At 55.3% G+C, this 18,701-nt stretch carries 21 protein-coding genes; 6 read left to right on the top strand and 15 right to left on the bottom strand.

Translation table 11 applies throughout. The features are described 5' to 3' along the window. Positions 1-3 precede the first annotated feature (3 nt). The 9 genes from cbiE to ROA7450_RS04125 form a co-directional block, all read right to left on the bottom strand. On the bottom strand, positions 4-1,206 hold the full coding sequence (cbiE, locus tag ROA7450_RS04165) for a precorrin-6y C5,15-methyltransferase (decarboxylating) subunit CbiE (RefSeq protein WP_085804402.1): 1,203 nt from the start codon (positions 1,204-1,206) through the stop codon (positions 4-6). Continuing rightward, positions 1,203-1,841 carry a precorrin-8X methylmutase gene (locus tag ROA7450_RS04160; protein WP_200812925.1) on the bottom strand — a complete coding sequence of 213 codons (639 nt, stop codon included), beginning with the start codon at positions 1,839-1,841 and terminating at the stop codon, positions 1,203-1,205. The genes cbiE and ROA7450_RS04160 overlap by 4 nt, the downstream gene beginning before the upstream one ends. Before the next feature lie 11 nt (positions 1,842-1,852). Then, positions 1,853-3,127, bottom strand: a complete 1,275-nt coding sequence (locus ROA7450_RS04155) for a sirohydrochlorin chelatase (protein WP_085804401.1) — start codon at positions 3,125-3,127, stop codon at positions 1,853-1,855. A 4-nt stretch (positions 3,128-3,131) separates the two neighbouring features. Then, a complete protein-coding gene (locus ROA7450_RS04150) occupies positions 3,132-3,353 on the bottom strand; it encodes a DUF6732 family protein (RefSeq protein ID WP_085804400.1) in 222 nt (73 codons plus the stop codon). A 239-nt stretch (positions 3,354-3,592) separates the two neighbouring features. Then, complete coding sequence (locus ROA7450_RS04145; protein ID WP_085804399.1) at positions 3,593-4,420, bottom strand: EamA family transporter; 828 nt, start codon at positions 4,418-4,420, stop codon at positions 3,593-3,595. Beyond that, on the bottom strand, positions 4,417-5,769 hold the full coding sequence (gene pbfA, locus ROA7450_RS04140) for a (R)-1-hydroxy-2-aminoethylphosphonate ammonia-lyase (RefSeq protein WP_085804398.1): 1,353 nt from the start codon (positions 5,767-5,769) through the stop codon (positions 4,417-4,419). The genes ROA7450_RS04145 and pbfA overlap by 4 nt, the downstream gene beginning before the upstream one ends. Before the next feature lie 100 nt (positions 5,770-5,869). Next, a complete protein-coding gene (gene phnY, locus ROA7450_RS04135) occupies positions 5,870-7,318 on the bottom strand; it encodes a phosphonoacetaldehyde dehydrogenase (RefSeq protein WP_085804647.1) in 1,449 nt (482 codons plus the stop codon). A 26-nt stretch (positions 7,319-7,344) separates the two neighbouring features. Next, on the bottom strand, positions 7,345-8,589 hold the full coding sequence (gene phnA / locus ROA7450_RS04130) for a phosphonoacetate hydrolase (protein WP_085804397.1): 1,245 nt from the start codon (positions 8,587-8,589) through the stop codon (positions 7,345-7,347). Positions 8,590-8,606: 17 nt separating this feature from the next. Continuing rightward, a complete protein-coding gene (locus tag ROA7450_RS04125; RefSeq protein WP_085804396.1) occupies positions 8,607-9,794 on the bottom strand; it encodes a 2-aminoethylphosphonate--pyruvate transaminase in 1,188 nt (395 codons plus the stop codon). Positions 9,795-9,911: 117 nt separating this feature from the next. On the opposite strand from ROA7450_RS04125, the gene ROA7450_RS04120 reads away from it, so the two are divergent. Next, complete coding sequence (locus ROA7450_RS04120; protein WP_085804395.1) at positions 9,912-10,778, top strand: LysR substrate-binding domain-containing protein; 867 nt, start codon at positions 9,912-9,914, stop codon at positions 10,776-10,778. 1 nt (position 10,779) lies between these two features. Here ROA7450_RS04120 and ROA7450_RS04115 read toward each other — a convergent pair whose 3' ends face one another. After that, positions 10,780-11,445: an SDR family NAD(P)-dependent oxidoreductase gene (locus ROA7450_RS04115; protein ID WP_143534368.1), complete on the bottom strand. Its 666-nt coding sequence runs from the start codon at positions 11,443-11,445 to the stop codon at positions 10,780-10,782. Positions 11,446-11,507: 62 nt separating this feature from the next. Next, entirely contained in the window at positions 11,508-11,882 is a 375-nt protein-coding gene (locus ROA7450_RS04110) for a cupin domain-containing protein (protein ID WP_085804393.1), read from the bottom strand. 140 nt (positions 11,883-12,022) lie between these two features. Between ROA7450_RS04110 and ROA7450_RS04105 the strand changes: the two genes are divergently transcribed. Next, the gene (locus ROA7450_RS04105; protein ID WP_085804392.1) at positions 12,023-12,472 is read left to right on the top strand and encodes a DMT family transporter; all 450 of its coding nucleotides are present in this window, start codon (positions 12,023-12,025) and stop codon (positions 12,470-12,472) included. Between the two features lies 1 nt (position 12,473). On the opposite strand, the gene ROA7450_RS04100 is transcribed toward ROA7450_RS04105, so the two are convergent. Both ROA7450_RS04100 and ROA7450_RS04095 read right to left on the bottom strand, forming a co-directional pair. Next, positions 12,474-13,157, bottom strand: a complete 684-nt coding sequence (locus ROA7450_RS04100; RefSeq protein WP_085804391.1) for an ABC transporter ATP-binding protein — start codon at positions 13,155-13,157, stop codon at positions 12,474-12,476. Beyond that, positions 13,150-14,439 (bottom strand): lipoprotein-releasing ABC transporter permease subunit, encoded by a 1,290-nt coding sequence (locus ROA7450_RS04095; RefSeq protein WP_085804646.1) that lies wholly within the window; start codon positions 14,437-14,439, stop codon positions 13,150-13,152. The genes ROA7450_RS04100 and ROA7450_RS04095 overlap by 8 nt, the downstream gene beginning before the upstream one ends. A gap of 165 nt (positions 14,440-14,604) precedes the next feature. On the opposite strand from ROA7450_RS04095, the gene ROA7450_RS04090 reads away from it, so the two are divergent. The 4 genes from ROA7450_RS04090 to aat all read left to right on the top strand — a co-directional run bounded on the left by ROA7450_RS04090 (position 14,605) and on the right by aat (position 17,906). After that, positions 14,605-15,147, top strand: coding sequence for a LuxR C-terminal-related transcriptional regulator (locus ROA7450_RS04090; protein WP_370738199.1), 543 nt, complete (start codon positions 14,605-14,607; stop codon positions 15,145-15,147). 168 nt (positions 15,148-15,315) lie between these two features. Then, positions 15,316-15,810 (top strand): acetyl-CoA carboxylase biotin carboxyl carrier protein, encoded by a 495-nt coding sequence (gene accB / locus ROA7450_RS04085; RefSeq protein ID WP_085804390.1) that lies wholly within the window; start codon positions 15,316-15,318, stop codon positions 15,808-15,810. Positions 15,811-15,820: 10 nt separating this feature from the next. Next, a complete protein-coding gene (gene accC / locus ROA7450_RS04080) occupies positions 15,821-17,170 on the top strand; it encodes an acetyl-CoA carboxylase biotin carboxylase subunit (protein ID WP_085804389.1) in 1,350 nt (449 codons plus the stop codon). Between the two features lie 85 nt (positions 17,171-17,255). Further along, positions 17,256-17,906, top strand: a complete 651-nt coding sequence (gene aat / locus ROA7450_RS04075; RefSeq protein WP_085804388.1) for a leucyl/phenylalanyl-tRNA--protein transferase — start codon at positions 17,256-17,258, stop codon at positions 17,904-17,906. Here the strand turns inward: aat and ROA7450_RS04070 are convergent. Continuing rightward, on the bottom strand, positions 17,828-18,232 hold the full coding sequence (locus tag ROA7450_RS04070) for a DUF2155 domain-containing protein (protein ID WP_085804387.1): 405 nt from the start codon (positions 18,230-18,232) through the stop codon (positions 17,828-17,830). The two genes, aat and ROA7450_RS04070, sit on opposite strands and share 79 nt — an antisense overlap. Continuing rightward, positions 18,229-18,687, bottom strand: a complete 459-nt coding sequence (gene mlaD, locus ROA7450_RS04065; RefSeq protein ID WP_085804386.1) for an outer membrane lipid asymmetry maintenance protein MlaD — start codon at positions 18,685-18,687, stop codon at positions 18,229-18,231. The genes ROA7450_RS04070 and mlaD overlap by 4 nt, the downstream gene beginning before the upstream one ends. Positions 18,688-18,701 lie beyond the last annotated feature (14 nt).

Below are 18,701 nucleotides of genomic sequence, written 5' to 3'. Positions count from 1 at the left end.
CACTCATCGTTTGATCAGGCTCCACTGCGTCACTGGCATTAGTGGCCGCCATCCCGTCAGACCACCAATAGGTTCCGCCCGGTTGACGCTCAGCTTTACAAGTTGCCCGCCATGTTCCTTGTGCAATTCCAAAAGCAGCGCCTCGCTTTCCAGCGTGACCGCATTGCAGACCATCCGCCCCAGCGGACGCAAAGCCGCCCAAGAGGCTTCAAAGGTCTCGCGGCTCAGACCACCACCAATGAACACCGCATCCGGGGCATCCAAGCCATTCAATGCGTCAGGAACGCGTCCTTCGACCAATTGCAGCTTTGGAACCCCAAGCGCCAAGGCATTGGCTGCCGCCATCGCCCGGCGATCAGCACGCGGCTCAATCCCAATCGCACGGGCATAGCGCGCGCCACGCATCCACTCAACTGCGATGGAACCGCAACCTGTGCCGACATCCCACAAGAGCGCCCCGCGCATCGGCATCAGCTTGGCCAAGGTCGCCGCGCGCACCTCTTGCTTGGTCATTGTGCCATCGTGTTGAAACAACTCGTCCGCAAGCCCCGGAACACGTGGCAACAGCGCCGCATCGGGGGCTGCTACACATTCGACGGCAAGCGTATTAAAAGCCGGCACGTCGTGGTCCCAGCTTTCCGCGACGCCATCAAAGCGCGCTTCATCTTTGCCACCCATCGCCGCCAACACGCTCATTTTAGAACGGCCAAACCCACGTTCGGTCAGAAACTGCGCGATCTGCCCCGGCGTTTCCGCACCCGTAGTCAGGATCAGCAATCGCACCTCGGGTTGGATAAAGGCAATCATCTGCTCGACCGGGCGTCCATGCACGGTCAGCGTTTCAAGATCTGCCATCGACCAGCCCATGCGCGCTGCAGCCAGTTGGAACGCTGACAACTGCGGATGATAGACGACCTCATTAGCTTCAATTTCACGCCCAATCCGCGCACCGACCGAGAACCACAGCGGATCTCCTGTGGCCAGTACCACCACGCGCTTGCCGCGCTTGGCAATCAACAGATCAATCAGCGCATCAAATGGTGATGGCCATGCCACGCGCTCTGCTGTTGTATTATCCGAGAGCTTGTGATGCCGGTCGCCGCCAATAATCACCTCAGCCGCCTCAACAATGGCCCGGGTCGCAGGAACCAATCCGTCCATCCCATCTTCGCCAATACCGACGATATGCAACCAGGCTTCGCTCATTTGGCAATCTCCGGTAGGCCAGCCGCCAAAGCATTCACCGCTGCAGAGGCAATCGCCGACCCACCGCGTCGTCCGCGCAAGGCAACAAACTCACAGCCCCGCGGACGTGCTGCCAGCTCTGCCTTGGATTCTGAAGCCCCAACAAAACCAACTGGGAAGCCCAAGATCGCCGCCGGTTTCGGCGCGCCTTGATCCAGCAATTCCAACAAGTGGAATAAAGCGGTTGGAGCATTGCCAATCGCCACAACAGCACCCTCAAGATGCTCTGCCCATAACTCAACTGCAGCGGCAGATCGGGTATTACCAATGTCTTTGGCCCGGCCCGGCACCGATGGATCATTCAACGTGACGATCACCTGATTGTCTGCTGGCAGATACCTACGGATGATGCCTGCACCGACCATCTCGCAATCACACAACACTGGTGCTCCGGCTTGCAAAGCGGCATGGCCAGATTCGTAAACATCCGGCGAGAAATCCAACCAATCTGCCACCTCGACCATGCCACAGGCATGGATCAATCGGATGGCCAGTGCTTCCAATCCCGGGCCAAAACGATCCAATCGTGCCTCGCGGCGCACGGTTGCAAAGCTCTCGGCGTAAATAGCCGAGGGATCTTTTTCATAAGGGCGCATCATGTCCAGCGTCATACCTTTGCGTTGCGGGCGCTTTCCGGCCCGTGCGGGTGGTCAGCATGCGGGTATTCGGCGTGGTGATGGTCATGGTCGTGGTGATGATGCCCGTGGTCATGATCGTGGCTATGCCCGTGTTCATGGTGGTGATGATCGTGGTCGTGATCATGATGATGGTGGTGATGCCCACCCATCAACAAACGGCACATGCCGGTGCAGAATGTGTCGCAGTGATTGCAATCTTCAACGTTCGATCCGGGAGCAGAGGCGCCTTGCCCCTCTACATGGTGGTGGTGGCTTTCCTGAACAGCACCCACTTCGGCCTCAAAACCCAGAACCTGCGTACGGTATTTGCACATCACGCAAGTGGGCGGTGGAACATCACCAAAGGCGGGATGACCCGCGCCATTTTCAGCGGCTATTGTCGCGCGCTGCTCAGGTGTGATTGTGCGTTCGCCTTCTCCCTCAATCGCCAGAACCTGTGTGCGATACTGACAAGTCCCACAATTGGGCGGCGGCACAGCTCCGACTTGCTCAGTGATCCGCTCAGCAAATGTTTCAAGCACCTTGGGGTGATCACCAAGGTAGGCAGCTTTGACGAATTCAATTCCGGGGTTTTCCGCTGCGACCTGATCGGTAAAGCCGTAAATCCGGTCGATCAGAATACCCGAGAACAAGAAATACGGGAACACAACAACACGTTTGTAGCCCAGCTTCACGACGTGCTGCAGGCATGGCTCAACCAATGGGAAGGTCACACCAGAATAGCCCACCTCGCACCAACCAAAGCCCATCCCCTCTTGCAACAGACGGGCAATTTTTGAGACATTGCCGTTCGCGTCGGGGTCAGATGCCCCACGCCCGATGACCACAAGGCAGGTATCATGCAAGGACACTTCGCCAGAGGCTGCATTCGCCGCATCAATCGCTTCCTGAATGCGGCCACCCGCTGCCGCGATCATCTTGGGGTCAACACCCAATTCGCGCCCGTAAGAAATGTCTACGTCATGTTTGGTGGAATAGGTGTTCAGAACTGTTGGTATATCGTTCTTTGAATGCATCGCAGCAAACAACATGCCAGGCACAGCGAGAATGCGATCACAGCCCTTGTCGCGCAGCTTGTTCAGCCCATCGCGGATCACCGGATTGGCAAACTCCAGATAGCCATATTCCATCTCCCAGTCATCGGGCAGATAGGGGGGGAGTTTCTCAGCTAGCGTAGCGAATTCATTTACCGCCGACTGGCTCCGCGAGCCGTGCCCGCAGATCATCACACCTGTTTTGGTCATATACTCAGGCCTCTTGCAGCTCTTCGTCGGTATCTTGATCGACTTCGACTTCATCCGCCTTGTCCGACTTGCCTTTCAACCCGGCCCACAGACCGATGGCAATCGCAGCGCCAATTGCAGCCGCACCCAACCAGTGGCCATGCCCTGCGACCTCACCCAAATGCCCAACATGAGCCTTGGCCATGGAACCAACCAGCAGTGCTGGAATAATCATTGCGTATTTCATTCAGGGACCTCCCTTTTCAAAAGCTTTACAATGACTGGAAAGCACAACAGGGGCTTTGCCCCTCCTGACGACGTATCCGCAAGCCCCCGATTTGGGTCAGCCCAGCATACACACCTCTCCGGCCCGCGAACGGGCTTCGTCAATCATGGTCTATAGAGATCAACCTGTTCCGCTGCAAATCAAGAATCGTCTTTCATGACACGGTTTCCGACATCTTCGGTGCAATACAAACACTGCCTTTAAAGACTGATAACGATGATTCCAAATGCCACAATCACAGAGGCAAAGAGCCTTCGGAATACAGGCCTTTCGTGCAGCCATATCACCCCGATCAAAGCCGCGAAGACCACCGATGTTTCCCGCAAGGCCGAAACAATCCCGAGCGGCGCAAACATCTTGGCATAAAGAACAAGCCCATAAGCAGCGCCAGACAACACACCGCCGCAAATACCAATGAGGCCGATCCGCCGCGTCAACGCGCGCATGCGTGTACCGAAGCGTAACCCCACAAACGCAAACACGATAAATTCGGCAACAAAGAGCCATGCGATGTACCCCAACGGGCTGCCCGACAGCCGAATGCCAATGCCGTCCACAATAGAGTAAGCCGCAATCGTAAAAGACGTGATCACCGCCGCCAGCAACGCCGGACCAGAAAAGCCGCTGCGTTTAATCACCAAGGTTATGATTCCCAACGAGACAATCAAAATGCCGCCCCATGCCTGCCAAGACAGATATTCATCGGCCCAAATCGTTGCGCCCATTGCAATCATGACCGGTGTCGTGCCCCGTGCAATCGGGTAGACAAATGACAGGTCGCCAAATTTGTAGGCCGCACTCAGGAAATAGTAATATCCCCAATGGATGACCGTGGATGCAATGATATAGGGCACCGCTTCCAATGCAGGCGCAGGAAACAGAAACGCCATTGCGACGCCAGGCACCACATGCCCCAAAGCGATCAGGCCCAACATAACCGTTTTGTCACCTGACCCTTTGATCATCGCGTTCCAGACCGCATGCAGCAATGCAGCAGCCAGAACCGTCAAGACAATTGCAGGGGTCACGCCGCCTCGGTCAAAACAGCTTTCTCAACAATGATCAGGGCGACGTCCAACTCGGCCTTGGAGATGGTAAGAGGCGGTGACAGCGTCAGCACAGATCCTTGGCTGATTTTGAAGCTCAGCCCTGCAGCAAGGCAGGCGTAGTAAATCCGCTCTGCCGCTTCAACACCGGGCGCATTGGTTTCTCGATCCTCGACGATCTCAACACCGAACATCAAACCACGACCGCGTATGTCACCTACAATCGGAAGATGGCCAAGTGCGTCTTTCAAGCGGTTCAGCGCATAGACACCTAACTCAGCGGAACGTTCCACCAGATTTTCATCTTCGATGATCTCAATGGTGGTCAATGCAGCACGAGCGGTTACGGGGTTTTTTTCATGCGTGTAATGCCCGATGGCAAAATCCCCGCAAACATCCAATTCTTTCCGCGCCACGCAGGCCGCAATCGGTAAAATGCCCCCGCCCAAGGCTTTGCCAATGGTAACGATGTCTGGCACGATCTCATCATGCTCAAACGAGAACATCCGACCGGTTTTGCCCAAGCCTGTGGGAATTTCATCCAAGATCAGCAGCGCCCCGTGGCGATCACATGCGGCGCGCACGGCTTTCCAAAAGCCCGGCGGTGGCACAATTGGCACGGCACGCATCGGCTCAGCCACGACAGCGCAAACATCCCCTTCACGCTCGAGCACGTAGTTTATCATATTGGCGCAGGCCTCGGCGCTGGCTTCCAGGGTTTTGTGGCCATAGGGGCAATGCGTCGGATGGAATGGTGCAACATGTTCCGCGCCCGGCAGCAACGGCCCTGCGATATGGCTGCGGAACGTGGATTCCCCCCCGATGGAGGAGGCCCCAAACCCGGCCCCGTGAAAGGCATCCCAGAAACTGATGGTTTTGAACCGACCCGTGGCTGCACGGGCGATTTTAAGCGCCACTTCATTGGCATCTGACCCGCCAGTAGTGAACAGGATTTTCCCCAGATCACCGGGCGCAACCTGTGCCAGCTTCTCGGCCAATGCCACCGCAGGCTCATTGGTGAAACGTCGTGGCGCAAACGGTAAGTCATCCAACTGTGCCTTGATCGCCGAAAGCAGACGCGGGTGGCCGTATCCAATGTGGTGAACGGAATTACCGTGAAAATCCATATACCGGCGACCGGCAGTATCTTCGATCCAAATCCCTTCAGCCTTGGCGATGGTCGAGACACATGGCGACGACAGAGCCTGATGCAGGAACACATCTGCATCGCGCTTGAGAAGCGACTTTGTCGCGACATCCCCTTCGCGTGCGGACCATTTCGCCCGCGCCTCAGAGGTATTGGATTCGCCTTCGGTATGGGTGGTTGACATCGGGCCGCCTCGCTGTTTCAGCGCCGGTTAAACCGCGCTTGATCGTATTGGCGCCCGGGCCACATCGGCCCGGGGCGTTCTCTCACCGTGAGTGCTGACCTCAGCGTGGCCAGGGCAGAGAGTAGGTCTTGACGTTGGTGAAGAATTTCATCGCTTCAATGACGCCTTCCTTCACACCGTTGCCGCTGTCTTTGATGCCACCAAAGGGTGACATTTCAATGCGATAGCCGGGCTGTTCCCAAATATTGCAGGTACCAACATCCAAACCATTGATATAGGCAATTGCCCGGTTCAGATCGTTAGTGCAGACGCCCGAGGAGAGGCCAAATTCAGTCGAATTCGAGATACGCATGACCTCTTCATCGTCATCAGGCACCCGCACGATTGGCACAATGGGGCCAAAGGTTTCTTCCATCACCAACTCGCTGTCATGTGGCACCTTGTCGATGACAATCGGCGGCAGCAAAGCGCCCTGACGGCCTGGATGATAAAGGATCTCGGCCCCTTCTTTCTCTGCTTGGTAAACCCGATTTTCAAACAATTCTGCCGCTTGCGAATGGATCACGCAGCCCAGCTCGGTTGCAGGATCTTGAGGGTCTCCAAATTTGATCTTCTTGGCCTTTTCCAGCACCAATGGGACAAATTTATCCGCGACGCTTTCTTGCACCAGAATACGTTTAATCGCGGTGCAACGCTGGCCTGAATTCCCGGTTGCCCCGGCTACGGCAATGGTGGCCGCCTTGTCCAGATCCGCATCAGACAGGTCGTTGCAGATGATCAACGGGTCATTGCCGCCCAGTTCCAGCGCCTGACGTTTGTAGCCTGCTTTTTCCGCGATGATCTTGCCCACCGGCACACCACCGGTGAAGGTGATGATGTCGATATTGTCATTGGTGATCATCTCGTCACCGATATCTTGCGGCATTCCAGTGACGACCTGGAACATCTCTGGCGGCAAGCCTGCCTCATAAAGAATATCGGCCAGCGTCAGGCAGGTCATCGGCGTCAGCTCAGTCGGTTTACACACCATGCAATTGTTGGTCGCAATCGACGGCGCAATCTTGTGGCTCACCATGTTGAGCGGGTGGTTGAACGGCGTGATCGCAGAAATCGCCTTCACCGGCTCGCGCGTGGTGAAGATTTTGCGATCCTTGCCGTTGTGGGTGAGATCACAAGAGAAAATTTCACCATCGTCCTTGAGCGCTTCAGCTGCTGCAAACTGATACACATCCTGCGCGCGCTTGGTTTCGTAAATCGCGTGTTGATGACAAATGCCCAGCTCTAGCGTCAGCCATTTGGCCAGATAGTCGCGTTTCTCTCCAATCAGCTCGCCTACGCGCTGCAGGATCTGGCTGCGCTCATAGCGTGTCAGTTTCGGCTTGTAATTCGCTGCAATTTCGAACGCCTTGCGCGCATGTTCCGCCGTCCCTGCGGGCACAGTACCCACCACCTCATCGGTATAGGGGTAAAGCACCTCAACCACATCATCGGTATGGACGATCTCGCCTCCGATTCGCATGCCTTCAACGCGGATATCGCTCTTTGTCATGTTTCCATCCATTCTTTGATCCCCTTTTATAGCGCGGCTGCGGTCGTTGCGTAGAAAAACGCATCAAAATTGCGCAACTCAGGCTCATTTGGCAGATCAATCACCCGATTGACGATGAACGGCACTTCCTGTTCGGTCAGGCCACCATGGCTGCGCAGCGGCTCTTTGAGAGCCGCCAGATCATGCCGGTGCTCGGAGGTGCCAATGCAGATGTTTTCGCCGGAAATCATCACGATATCGCCAATTCGGTCGCCCGGCAGCTCGAACCGTTTGATTGCCTCTTCCTTGTCGATCACAAGGATTAGCTCATCACGCGCCTTCAGTTTTGCAATGATGTCAGATTTGTCCGCGCCTTCGGGCAGGTAGGCAGTGGCGAAGGCCCCCAGCGCACCATGGTGCACAACGTATGGGTCGGTGATCGGCAAGATAACGCGGGCGGCATCCTTGCCCAGCCACTCATCCATCAAATCCTGCGCATAGATCACGTTAGGCGATCCATCAGCGTGGTGCTTGGGTTTCATGCCATGGTCGGCGGTAACGACAACGGCTGCGCCCAGCTCATCTAACTCCCCAAGGTAGCGGTCGAACATCTCATAGAAATCCAGCGCACCTTTTTGATCAGGGGCATATTTGTGCTGAATGTAATCCGTGGTCGACAGATACATCACATCGGGTTTGAAGTCCTTCAGCAGCTTCACACCCGCCGCAAAAACAAACTCTGACAGCTCCGAAGAATAAACCTCTGGAACATCCATGCCCAGCCACTCACTGGCGTTATCGATGCCATGCTCCGACTTCGTCGTCTCGCCCGAACGTTCGGAGGAAAATGCCACCGCACGGTCCTCATCAAACTTCAACCCAGACCCCAATAGTGCACGCAGCTTGTCCTTGGCCGTGACCATCGCCACGCGATACCCGGCGTCGTAGAATTGCGAGAAGATGGTCGGCGCGCGCAGGAAGCGCACATCGTTCATCATCACCTCTTCGCCACTATCGGGATCGATCAGGTAATTGCCACAGATGCCATGCACGATTGGCGGGCGACCAGTGGCAATCGACAGGTTGTTCGGATTGGTGAACGACGGGATCACCGAATGCGCCAGTCGGTCCGTGCCGGTTTCGCGCATCCGCTTGAGGTTGGGCATCAAGCCCTTGGCGATGGCCACATCCAGATATTCCGGCTCGCAGCCGTCCAGACAGATCGCAATCGCCGGAATTTTTGGCGCCGGGTAAACCCGCTCATTGGCAATAACAGGAGAGTGAAAGGTCATAGTCTTTGGTCCTTTGATCAGGCCGCCAATTTGGCGCGTTCTTCCAGTGCTGCCGACGGCGGGGCCGCGCTTGCAACCCCCATCTCAGCAAGCGATTCCTTTGCGGCAGTCACAACCTGCTGCATGATGTGTTCATCCATTTGCCCAATGCAGCCGACGCGGAAACTGTCCACCACAGTCAGCTTGCCGGGATAAATGATAAAGCCCTTGTCCTTCATCAGTTGGTAAAACTGATCGAAGACGAAATTTTCATCTGCCGGGCAGAAAAAGGTCACGATAATGGGGCTGAGCCACCGATTTTGTAGCAACGTTTCAAACCCCAACTCACGCATCCCGGCGACCACCACATCGCGATTACGGGTATAGCGCGCGCCACGCCCCGCAACATTGCCCTCTGCTTCATGCGCTTTGAGCGCTTCAAGGAATGCCACGACAACATGAGTGGGCGGGGTAAAACGCCATTGGCCGGTTTTGTTCATATGCGCCCATTGGGCATGCACATCCAAACTCAGGGAATGGCTATTGCCCTGCGCCGCTTCCAACTCATCCTTGCGTGCGATGATAAAGCCGAAGCCGGGCACCCCTTCGATACATTTATTCGCCGAAGACACCATCGCTTCATAATGTACTTCGCTGGGTTGCAACTCGACCGCGCCAAAGGCGGACATGCTGTCGACCAATAATTTGCGACCAGCGGCATAGGTCACCTCTGAAATTTCCTCAACCGGGTTCAGAATGCCCGACGAGGTCTCGCAATGAATCGCAACGACATGAGTGATAGCCGGATCATCTGCCAAAATCTTCGCGACCTCATCGCCGCGTGGCGGCAGATAGTCACCTTTGTCCAGCAATACGAAATCACGGCCCAAATATTCCATCGTCTTGGCCGAGCGTTGGCCATAGGCACCGTTTGCCAACACCAGCGCCTTGCCATCTTCCGGGATAAAGCTGCCAAGCATCGCCTCAACCGCGAAAGAGCCAGAACCCTGCATTGGAACGCAATCGAAATCCTCATGCCCTTGCCCCAACAAAGTCAACAAACGTTGGCGAATTTCCTGCGTCACAGCGCGAAAATCTTTGTCCCAACTTCCCCAGTCCTTGAGCATGGCTTCCTTTACAGCAATTGATGTTGTCAACGGGCCCGGGGTAAGCAAGTAAGGTTCACCCAATTTAGGGGCTTCAATCTTGTTACCAACGTGTTCCACGGATCATCTCCAGATAAACGCAATACCGAATAAATGATCAATGATCTTTTATATGTAAAATTGTTATTTGGTATGGCATCATAGGAAATACATATATCATATAAGTGTCATACAAAAATGCGATACAGTCAGATCAAAGCCTTTCATAATGTGGCTAAATATGGTGGATTTTCCCGCGCGGCCGAGGCCATTTTCCAGACCCAGCCAGCCCTGTCCGAACAGGTGAGGCGGTTGGAACAGGACCACGATATTTTGCTGTTTCACCGAGATAAAAAAGGCGTTCAGCTGACGTCAGCAGGCGAGCATTTGTTTCTGCTGACCAAGCAGTTTTTCGAAGTCGAACAGCAGGTCGAAGAATATCTCTCGGAATCCGGGGCAGCCATCGAAGGGCAGCTTAGAATCATCGCTGATTCCGCCCACCACGTGACGGATCACCTCAGCCGGTTTCGTCGCAGGTATCCGAATGTGTTCGTGTCGCTACGCACCGGAAACACTACAGAAATCCTGAACGAGTTGCGCACTTTTAATGCCGAAATCGGCATTGTCGGCAGCATTGATCCGGGTCACGAATTTACTGCCGTCGATTTAGGCGCCACAAAAATCACTGCATTCAGTGTCAAAGGCTATCTCCCCAGGGGCATCGATTCTCTTTCGCTCAAGGATCTGAAAAACGAACAGCTGGTGTTTCGTGAACCAGGATCGAAAACCCGTCAAAAACTCGAAGAGGAGGCTCGAAAGAAAAAGATCACACTCACTCCCGCACTCGAAGTCGAAGGCCGCGAAGCGATGCGTGAAGTGGTGGCTGCAGGCACCGGGATCGGGTTTGTCTCTGAAGCGGAGTTTGGCAACGATTCCCGCCTAGTCAAAATTCCGCTGCGTGACACCACCCTTAGCATGAGCGAAACCATGGTACACCTGGCCACCCGCCGGGACGTTCGCGTCATTCGCGCGTTCATGGATCTGACAACGGGCACAACAGTTTAAGTCACCAAGGAACGGCATCCCCCTTCCAGTCGAAAAATCCTCCGCTGTCTTCAATTTTCAGATCGTCTATCACTGACAGCAGGTTTTGAGCGGCCCTTTCAGGTGGAACTGCGGGGTACCGTCCCACGTATTTCTGCGTAAAAGCCGTATCGACAGTCCCCGGATGTAACGCCACGCAAATCGCCTCTTTGTGACTTCGTGCCAATTCAATCGCACCCGTGTGGATCATCTGGTTCAGCGCAGCCTTAGCTGTGCGATAAGAATACCAGCCACCTAGACGATTATCACCAATCGAACCCACCCGTGCTGAAAGCGCGGCAAAAACTGATCTACGATCCTTGGGTAACAGCCGAATTGCGTGTTTTAACACCAATGACGGACCTACGCTGTTGAGCATGAACTGCTTAGTCATGTCATGTGCATTCACCTGCCTTAGGGTCTTCTCCGGTTCCGAGCCTTCAATTTCCAAAGCGCCCGTTGCGACCAGTATCAAATCAAAAGGTGCACCGAAACGTCCCAATCTTTCTACAACAACCTGCTCATCGCAAATGTCAAAACCATCAACCGAACGCGACAACTCCGTGACGATCACATCTTTTGTGGCCAAAACCTTAGTAGCCGCCGCTCCAATCCCACCGGATGCACCAATGACCAATGCCGTTTTCAATGAATTAACCCTATGTTTCATTGAGTATTACGATTCTTATGTCACAATAGATCAATAAGCGCTCAGTACCCATCAGCCTTCTGACCAAAGAACACCTTGGTTACATCTTCTATGATCTCCCAAATAACCCGGCTACCATCTCGCACAAACAGACTGTCCCCCGGGTTGAGTTCATTGGTAACTCCACTTGTTTGATCAATTACCCGGCACCGCCCAGACAGGATCATCATCAACTCGTCACCTTGTTCAGTGCATTCAAACGTGCCTTTGGTACAGCACCATATGCCATAGCGGCTGGCGTGCCCCGGACCGCCCGCATCGATTCGCCCTGAAGTGCGTGGATGTCCTTCGCGGATTACATAGTCGCTTAACGGATTATCAAAGGGCCAGTCTTCCAAAATGCCCACGTCGTCCCCGGGTTTGTACTGGAATGTCATCAACGACCTCTAAATTTAAATAGCTACGCACTCATCCCGGCGTGCCTTTCACGAAAAGTCAAATCCGAGGTCAAAAATTTGAACCCCTTTAGCAGAGGCGATGCTATCACTTTCCGCAAACTCTAACGAACGAGGACGCTATGCCGACAACAACCCTCTATGCGATGATCATGCTCGCCGCTGGCATCGGTGTCCCCATTCTGGCTGCTCTGAATGCCGCCCTCGGGGTACGAATTGGCTCTCCTGCGGGTGCAGCGGTTTTCCTGTTCACGATCGCGTTCATCTGCGCTCTTGTGGTCTTGGTGCTCTTCGACAAACCAAGCACTTTGTTTACTGCGATCAGTGCTCCCAAACACCTGTTTTTGGCCGGTGTGCTGGTCGCCTTTTATGTCTTGTCGATCACCTATATCGCACCACATTTTGGAGTGGGGAACGCGGTGTTCGCCGTCCTTCTGGGACAGTTGATCAGTGCCGCTGCAATTGACCACTTCGGCCTGTTCGGCTCTCCGGTCACGCCCTTAACCCTCACGCGTGCTGCTGGGATAGGCCTCATGGCCGCTGGGGTCTTTGTGACTCAGCAAGTTAAGTAGGTTAAGCCGACACCAGTTGTCCGTTTTCCAACCTGAGCGTCCGGTCCATGCGCGCGGCCAGCTCCAGATTGTGGGTCGCGACCAGCGCCGCCAATCCTGTGTCGCGTACCAACCCGACCAGCGCCTCGAATACTTGATCCGAAGTGTTTGGATCAAGGTTCCCAGTGGGCTCATCTGCCAGCAACACCTTTGGTTCATTGGCCACAGCCCGGCAAAAGGCAACGCGTTGTTGCTCCCCACCAGACAAGGCTGCAGGCCGGTGATCCGCGCGCTCGGCGATGCCGACGCGGGTTAACAAATCGTAGGCCCGTAGTTCAGCCTGTTTACGCGGGATGCCATTGGCCAGTTGCGGCAGGACGATGTTTTCCTTGGCGGTGAACTCGGGCAACAGGTGGTGGAACTGATAGATGAATCCGATGTCGCGACGCCGTGCATTGGTACGGCGGCGATCACTGAGACGGGTCATATCGGTACCGGCGATTTCAATCTGCCCCGCATCAGCCGTGTCCAGCAGGCCTGCGATATGCATCAAGGTGGATTTACCCGCACCCGAGGGGGCGACGAGGGCGACGATCTCGCCAGCCTTCAATTCCAGCGCCGCACTGTTCAGCACCGGCACTTCATGTTCCAAACCCTTGTTGTAGGTCTTGGACACATCTGAAAGTTTCAGCTTCACTTCACTCATAGCGCAGCGCCTCTACCGGGTTCAGCCGCGCCGCGCGGCGGGCGGGAAAGATTGTGACGATGAACGACAGCCCCAGCGACAAGCCAATTGCCGAGAGCACATCCGCAAATTCCAGCTTGGCCGGCAAGTGATAGATTCCACGAATGGACGGATCCCAAACGCCACCGCCCATCATGGCATTCACAACCGAAAAGATCGGATCGATATACACCGCAAACAAGCAACCCAAGATCACGCCACAGACCGTACCGATCATCCCTGTGAATGCTCCACAGATGAAAAACACTCGCATGACTGATCCCTGCGTCAAGCCGATGGTGCGTAAAATGCCAATGTCGCGGCCCTTGTTTTTGACCAGCATGATCAGTCCGCTGGTGATGTTCATCGCCGCGATCAGGACCAGAATGGCCATGATGATGAACATCACGTTGTCCTCGACTTCAAGCGCGCGCAGATACCCGCCGCTGGCATCACGCCAGCTCCAGAGCTGGCTGCGTTCTCCGGCGGCTTTGATGAGGTCGAGGTTCATTCCGTCTACTCCCTCAGGGTTTGCGACCATGACCTCCAGCTCATCCGCGCGTCCCTCGCGGTTGAAAAAGCTCTGCGCCTCTGCAAACGGCAGATAGACCCGCACCTTGTCGATGTCATAACGCCCGGCAGTAAAGATGTAGACCACTTCGTAGGCGTTGATCCGAGGGGTTGATCCGAAAGCTGTTTTGTTCGCATTCGGCAAAATTAGTTTGATCCGATCACCGATGGTCACTCCGAGTTCACGCGCCACGCCAGAGCCAAGCGCGATGCCTTCGTTGAAGCGGGCGATATCCCCCAACCCGGTTTCCGGGTTTGCAACCCGCGGAATGGTCTGCAGATCCTCAAACGAAATGCCAAAAACTTGCACCCCTGCGTTGCGGTCGCGCATATTGGCCATGACCTGCCCCTTGATCAGTGGGGCAACGCGGGTGACACCTTCGACTTCGCGCACACGTTCAGCCATGGCAGTGTAATCTTCGATAGTCCGGTCCAGCCGGCCGGTCTGCTCGTTCACGACACCAAGATTATAGACGGTCACATGGGCATTTGAGCCCAAAATGGTATCGACCAATTCGGCGCGAAAACCTGAGCGCACGGACAAGGTCGCGATCAATGCAAATACTGCCAATGTAATGCCGATCAAGCTGATCCATGTCATCACACTGACTCCACCTTCGGCCCGACGGGCGCGCAGGTATCGCCATGCGATCATCCATTCAAAGGGGGCAAAGGGGGCTGGGGTGCCTGCCACGTTCAACCTCGGTATTTTATGTTGACCCGGACATAACGTCTTGTGGCCAATGTTACATTTTGCGCGGACACTGCGCTGACCATATCCTGCCGTCAAGCCACGCCCACAATTTTTGCCCTTATAGGCGGCCTTGGCATCGCTTGGCCAGAGCGGCATAGTGCGCGTATGACTTTGCAGGAACTTGCCTTTGAAAATGCGCCCATGGGGCTGGTAGTGTTGGAACACCGGATCATCCGGCAATGCAACCAGCGTTTTGCTGATATATTCGGCGATACCCCGCAAGACTACAAAGACGTGCCGCTTGCACTCTATTATCCTTCTATCGAGGATTACCGCCGCATCGGCGCGCGCAGTCTGAGCATCATGCGCGAAACCGGGAGGTATAACGACGAGCGCATTATGAAGCGGCGCGATGGCGATTTGTTCTGGTGCCGGGTCCGGGGTCAATCCACCACGCCCGAGGCCCCGTTTCAACAAGGAGTCTGGTCCTTTACCGACCTGTCGGACGAGCGGCCATTGGTGGAGTTGACCGCCCGCGAACGACAGGTCGCAATCTTGACCTGTCAGGGCATGACCTCCAAGGAAATTGGGCTGGATCTGAACCTGTCCTACCGCACGATCGAGATGTATCGCGCACGGTTATTGGAGAAGTTTCAGGCGCGTAAATTACCTGAATTGGTGGCCAAACTTTCGGGCATGCCGCTTTGAAGTGGCCCGATGTCGAATAAAATCGGCTTCCCTATGGTCATTTCAACGATCTAACCCCACATAACACCACAATTGCTTGCTTTTCTCGGGCGGAAGACTGGCCTATAAGAAGCAAAACAAATGTGCGGGACAAACTGATCAAAACCCCGCCTATGGTCGAGGATACTGATGCCAAATAAGACACACGAAACCGACGTGACCTTTATCAAGGCGCTCGCCGAGCTGTTGAATGAAAATGACCTGACCGAGCTGCAGGTGAAACGCGACTACGGCGAAAACGATAGCCTGAACGTGCGCGTGAGCCGCCGTCAAGAAGTGGCCGCTCCTGTTGCAATGCAAATGGCTGCGCCCGCAGCACCGGTTGCAGCTGCACCAGCCGCCGCAGCCCCTGCTGCCGAAGCCTCTCCTGCTGAAGATCCAGCCAGCCACCCCGGCGCAGTGACCTCGCCCATGGTTGGCACGGTTTATACGCAGGCCGAGCCCGGCGCGCCTTCATTTGTCAGCGTTGGCGATCAGGTCAGTGAAGGCGACACCCTGTTGATCGTCGAAGCCATGAAAACCATGAACCACATCCCCGCCCCACGCGGCGGTACGGTCAAGCGTATTCTGGTTGAAGACGGTGCAGCGGTTGAATACGGCACACCCTTGATGATCATCGAATAAGGTCTGGCTGATGTTCGATAAAATTCTCATCGCCAACCGGGGTGAAATTGCCCTGCGGGTTATCCGGGCGGCACGCGAAATGGGCATTCAATCGGTTGCAGTTCATTCGACCGCTGACGCCGACGCAATGCACGTGCGAATGGCCGACGAATCTGTCTGTATTGGGCCCCCTCCGGGCACCGACAGCTATTTGTCGATCCCGTCGATCATTGCTGCTTGTGAAGTGACCGGCGCCCAGGCGATACACCCTGGCTATGGCTTTCTCAGTGAAAACGCCAACTTTGTGCAGATCGTCGAAGATCATAACCTGACCTTCATCGGCCCTACAGCGGAACACATCCGTATCATGGGCGACAAGATCACCGCCAAGGATACGATGAAAGAACTGGGCGTACCTTGTGTGCCGGGCTCTGATGGCGGTGTTCCGACATTGGAAGATGCCCGTCGCATTGGCGAAGAGATCGGCTATCCGGTTATCATCAAAGCCACCGCCGGTGGTGGTGGGCGCGGCATGAAAGTCGCCGCCGACGCCAGCGAGATGGAACATGCCTTTATGACCGCACGGTCCGAAGGTAAAGCCGCCTTTGGCAACGATGAAGTTTATATTGAAAAATACCTCACCACACCGCGCCACATCGAAATTCAGGTCTTTGGCGATGGCAAGGGCAAGGCGGTGCATTTGGGCGAGCGTGACTGCTCCCTGCAGCGCCGTCACCAGAAAGTGTTTGAAGAGGCACCCGGCCCATGCATCACACCGGAAGAGCGCGCCAGAATTGGCGAAGTTTGTGCGGATGCTGTTGCACGGATCAACTACACAGGCGCCGGCACGATCGAATTCTTGTATGAGAATGGTGAGTTCTATTTCATCGAGATGAACACCCGCCTGCAGGTGGAGCACCCGGTAACCGAAGCGATTTTCGGCGTTGATTTGGTGCGCGAGCAAATCCGTGTGGCTGCTGGTCTGCCGATGTCCTTTGGTCAGGATGATCTGGAAATCAATGGCCACGCCATCGAGGTCCGCATCAACGCCGAGAAGGTGCCCGAGTTTGCGCCACGTCCTGGCAAGATCACCCAGTTCCACGCCCCCGGCGGTCTGGGTGTGCGGATGGATTCGGCGCTTTACGATGGCTACTCGATTCCGCCCTACTACGATTCGCTGATCGCCAAGCTGATCGTGCATGGCCGTGACCGCCCTGCCGCTTTGGCCCGGCTATCGCGCGCTTTGGGGGAGTTGATCGTTGATGGTGTCGACACAACCGTTCCGCTGTTCGATGCCCTACTGGCCGAGGAAGACATTCACACCGGCGAATACAACATTCACTGGCTCGAAAAATGGCTGGAGACCAATCTTCAGGACTAAGCCGTGATGCTTTGCCCTACCGGCCGCAGATGCATGTGGCCGGTAGGTTTTCCTTCAAATGTGCGACTACTGATCAGGATGCTTCATGACCGACGCACTGCCTGAAATTACCCCTCAATTATTGCTGCGCGCCTATGCTTCAGGCATATTTCCGATGGCCGAGGGGCAGGATGACCCCGAAATTTTCTGGGTCGATCCACGTCAGCGTGGCATCCTGCCATTGGATGGCTTTCACATTTCCCGCTCCCTCGCCCGCCGCATGCGTAAGGCAGAATACACTGCATCATGGAACCGCGATTTTCCCGGCGTTTTAAATGGATGCGCTGATCGGGAGCAGACCTGGATCAATGATGAAATCCGGCAGCTCTACACCGCGCTGCACGAGATGGGCTACGCATATTCACTCGAAATCTGGGAAAAGGAAGCGCTGGTCGGTGGCGTTTACGGCGTGGCGCTTGGTCAGGCGTTCTTTGGCGAGAGCATGTTTTCGCGCCAGACCGATGCGTCAAAACTGGCGCTGGCGCACCTCTGTGACCATCTGCGCCGTTGTCAGTTCACTTTGCTGGACACTCAATTCATCACCGAACATCTGACCAGCCTTGGGGCCGTTGAAATCCCGCGTGCCGAATACCGAGAATTGCTCAAGCTAGCGTTGGTTCACTCTTCTACGCTAGACTCGGTCTCGTTTGATCCTGCCTCGGACAGGGTGCTACAGCGCATGACCCAAACGTCATAACGCGGATGTTCCATCGCATTCAGCGCCGGAGACGAGGCCATCATCCAGCCGCGAAACGCGGGCTCTGCCTCGCCTTCGTCCATAATCGTCAAAAAGGCAAATGCGTCGGAGACCGCATTGCCTTTGGGGAACCGACATTCATCAAGTGCAATTGTCAAACGGCCCAGCTGATAGCTGCCGCCATTTTCCAATGTGATATCTTCGACGTGGCCGGTCAGTTTATCCAACCCACGCAACACGGCCCCAGTGCCAGTGCTGACCTCTTGTTGTGCTGATACTGTTCCTGCGGCACAGGCCACCAGCAAAGCAAGCGTTGCTGACCTCATCCGTCAGACTCCTTATCGTCACCGCTGACGAATTTGAGCAGCAATGAGATCAGGCTGACCGAGCCTTGAGTGAATTCAATCTCATCGCCCACTTCAAGATAGAAAGGTGATCCACCGGGCTGGATCTCAACGAAGTTACCTCCCAGCAGCCCTTCAGAACTGATCAAGACCGCACTGTCGTCCGGAATTTCAATCCCCTCTCGCACGGTAAACACGGTTTCAGCGCGATAGGTTTCAGGATCAAGGTTTAGCTGCGTTACTCGCCCCACCTTGACGCCCGCAAGGCGCACATCGGTGCCCACATCTACGCCATCTGCGCTGCGGAAACTGGCCGCCAACGGGTATTCCTTGGCCGCTGCCGAGACGCCGGTCACCTGACCGGCATAGGCTAAAAACCCTATTGCGATGGCAAGAACTGCGCCGCCAACGATGACTTCAGTGGTATTTTCTGACATATTGTACTGCCTAC

The sequence above is a fragment of the Roseovarius albus genome, from assembly GCF_900172335.1.
Taxonomy (GTDB): domain Bacteria; phylum Pseudomonadota; class Alphaproteobacteria; order Rhodobacterales; family Rhodobacteraceae; genus Roseovarius; species Roseovarius albus.
This window is presented reverse-complemented; position numbering and strand designations above follow the sequence as displayed.

Excerpts from the sequence above, each read along its gene's own strand:
- accC (WP_085804389.1), top strand. The coding sequence starts at position 15,821 with ATGTTCGATAAAATTCTCATCGCCAACCGGGGTGAAATTGCCCTGCGG.
- ROA7450_RS04090 (WP_370738199.1), top strand. The coding sequence starts at position 14,605 with ATGACTTTGCAGGAACTTGCCTTTGAAAATGCGCCCATGGGGCTGGTA.
- ROA7450_RS04160 (WP_200812925.1), bottom strand. The coding sequence starts at position 1,841 with ATGCGCCCTTATGAAAAAGATCCCTCGGCTATTTACGCCGAGAGCTTT.
- ROA7450_RS04150 (WP_085804400.1), bottom strand. The coding sequence starts at position 3,353 with ATGAAATACGCAATGATTATTCCAGCACTGCTGGTTGGTTCCATGGCC.
- ROA7450_RS04110 (WP_085804393.1), bottom strand. The coding sequence starts at position 11,882 with ATGACATTCCAGTACAAACCCGGGGACGACGTGGGCATTTTGGAAGAC.
- accB (WP_085804390.1), top strand. The coding sequence starts at position 15,316 with ATGCCAAATAAGACACACGAAACCGACGTGACCTTTATCAAGGCGCTC.
- mlaD (WP_085804386.1), bottom strand. The coding sequence starts at position 18,687 with ATGTCAGAAAATACCACTGAAGTCATCGTTGGCGGCGCAGTTCTTGCC.
- pbfA (WP_085804398.1), bottom strand. The coding sequence starts at position 5,769 with ATGTCAACCACCCATACCGAAGGCGAATCCAATACCTCTGAGGCGCGG.
- ROA7450_RS04120 (WP_085804395.1), top strand. The coding sequence starts at position 9,912 with ATGCGATACAGTCAGATCAAAGCCTTTCATAATGTGGCTAAATATGGT.
- ROA7450_RS04105 (WP_085804392.1), top strand. The coding sequence starts at position 12,023 with ATGCCGACAACAACCCTCTATGCGATGATCATGCTCGCCGCTGGCATC.
- phnY (WP_085804647.1), bottom strand. The coding sequence starts at position 7,318 with ATGACAAAGAGCGATATCCGCGTTGAAGGCATGCGAATCGGAGGCGAG.
- aat (WP_085804388.1), top strand. The coding sequence starts at position 17,256 with ATGACCGACGCACTGCCTGAAATTACCCCTCAATTATTGCTGCGCGCC.
- ROA7450_RS04100 (WP_085804391.1), bottom strand. The coding sequence starts at position 13,157 with ATGAGTGAAGTGAAGCTGAAACTTTCAGATGTGTCCAAGACCTACAAC.
- ROA7450_RS04155 (WP_085804401.1), bottom strand. The coding sequence starts at position 3,127 with ATGACCAAAACAGGTGTGATGATCTGCGGGCACGGCTCGCGGAGCCAG.
- phnA (WP_085804397.1), bottom strand. The coding sequence starts at position 8,589 with ATGACCTTTCACTCTCCTGTTATTGCCAATGAGCGGGTTTACCCGGCG.
- ROA7450_RS04070 (WP_085804387.1), bottom strand. The coding sequence starts at position 18,232 with ATGAGGTCAGCAACGCTTGCTTTGCTGGTGGCCTGTGCCGCAGGAACA.
- cbiE (WP_085804402.1), bottom strand. The coding sequence starts at position 1,206 with ATGAGCGAAGCCTGGTTGCATATCGTCGGTATTGGCGAAGATGGGATG.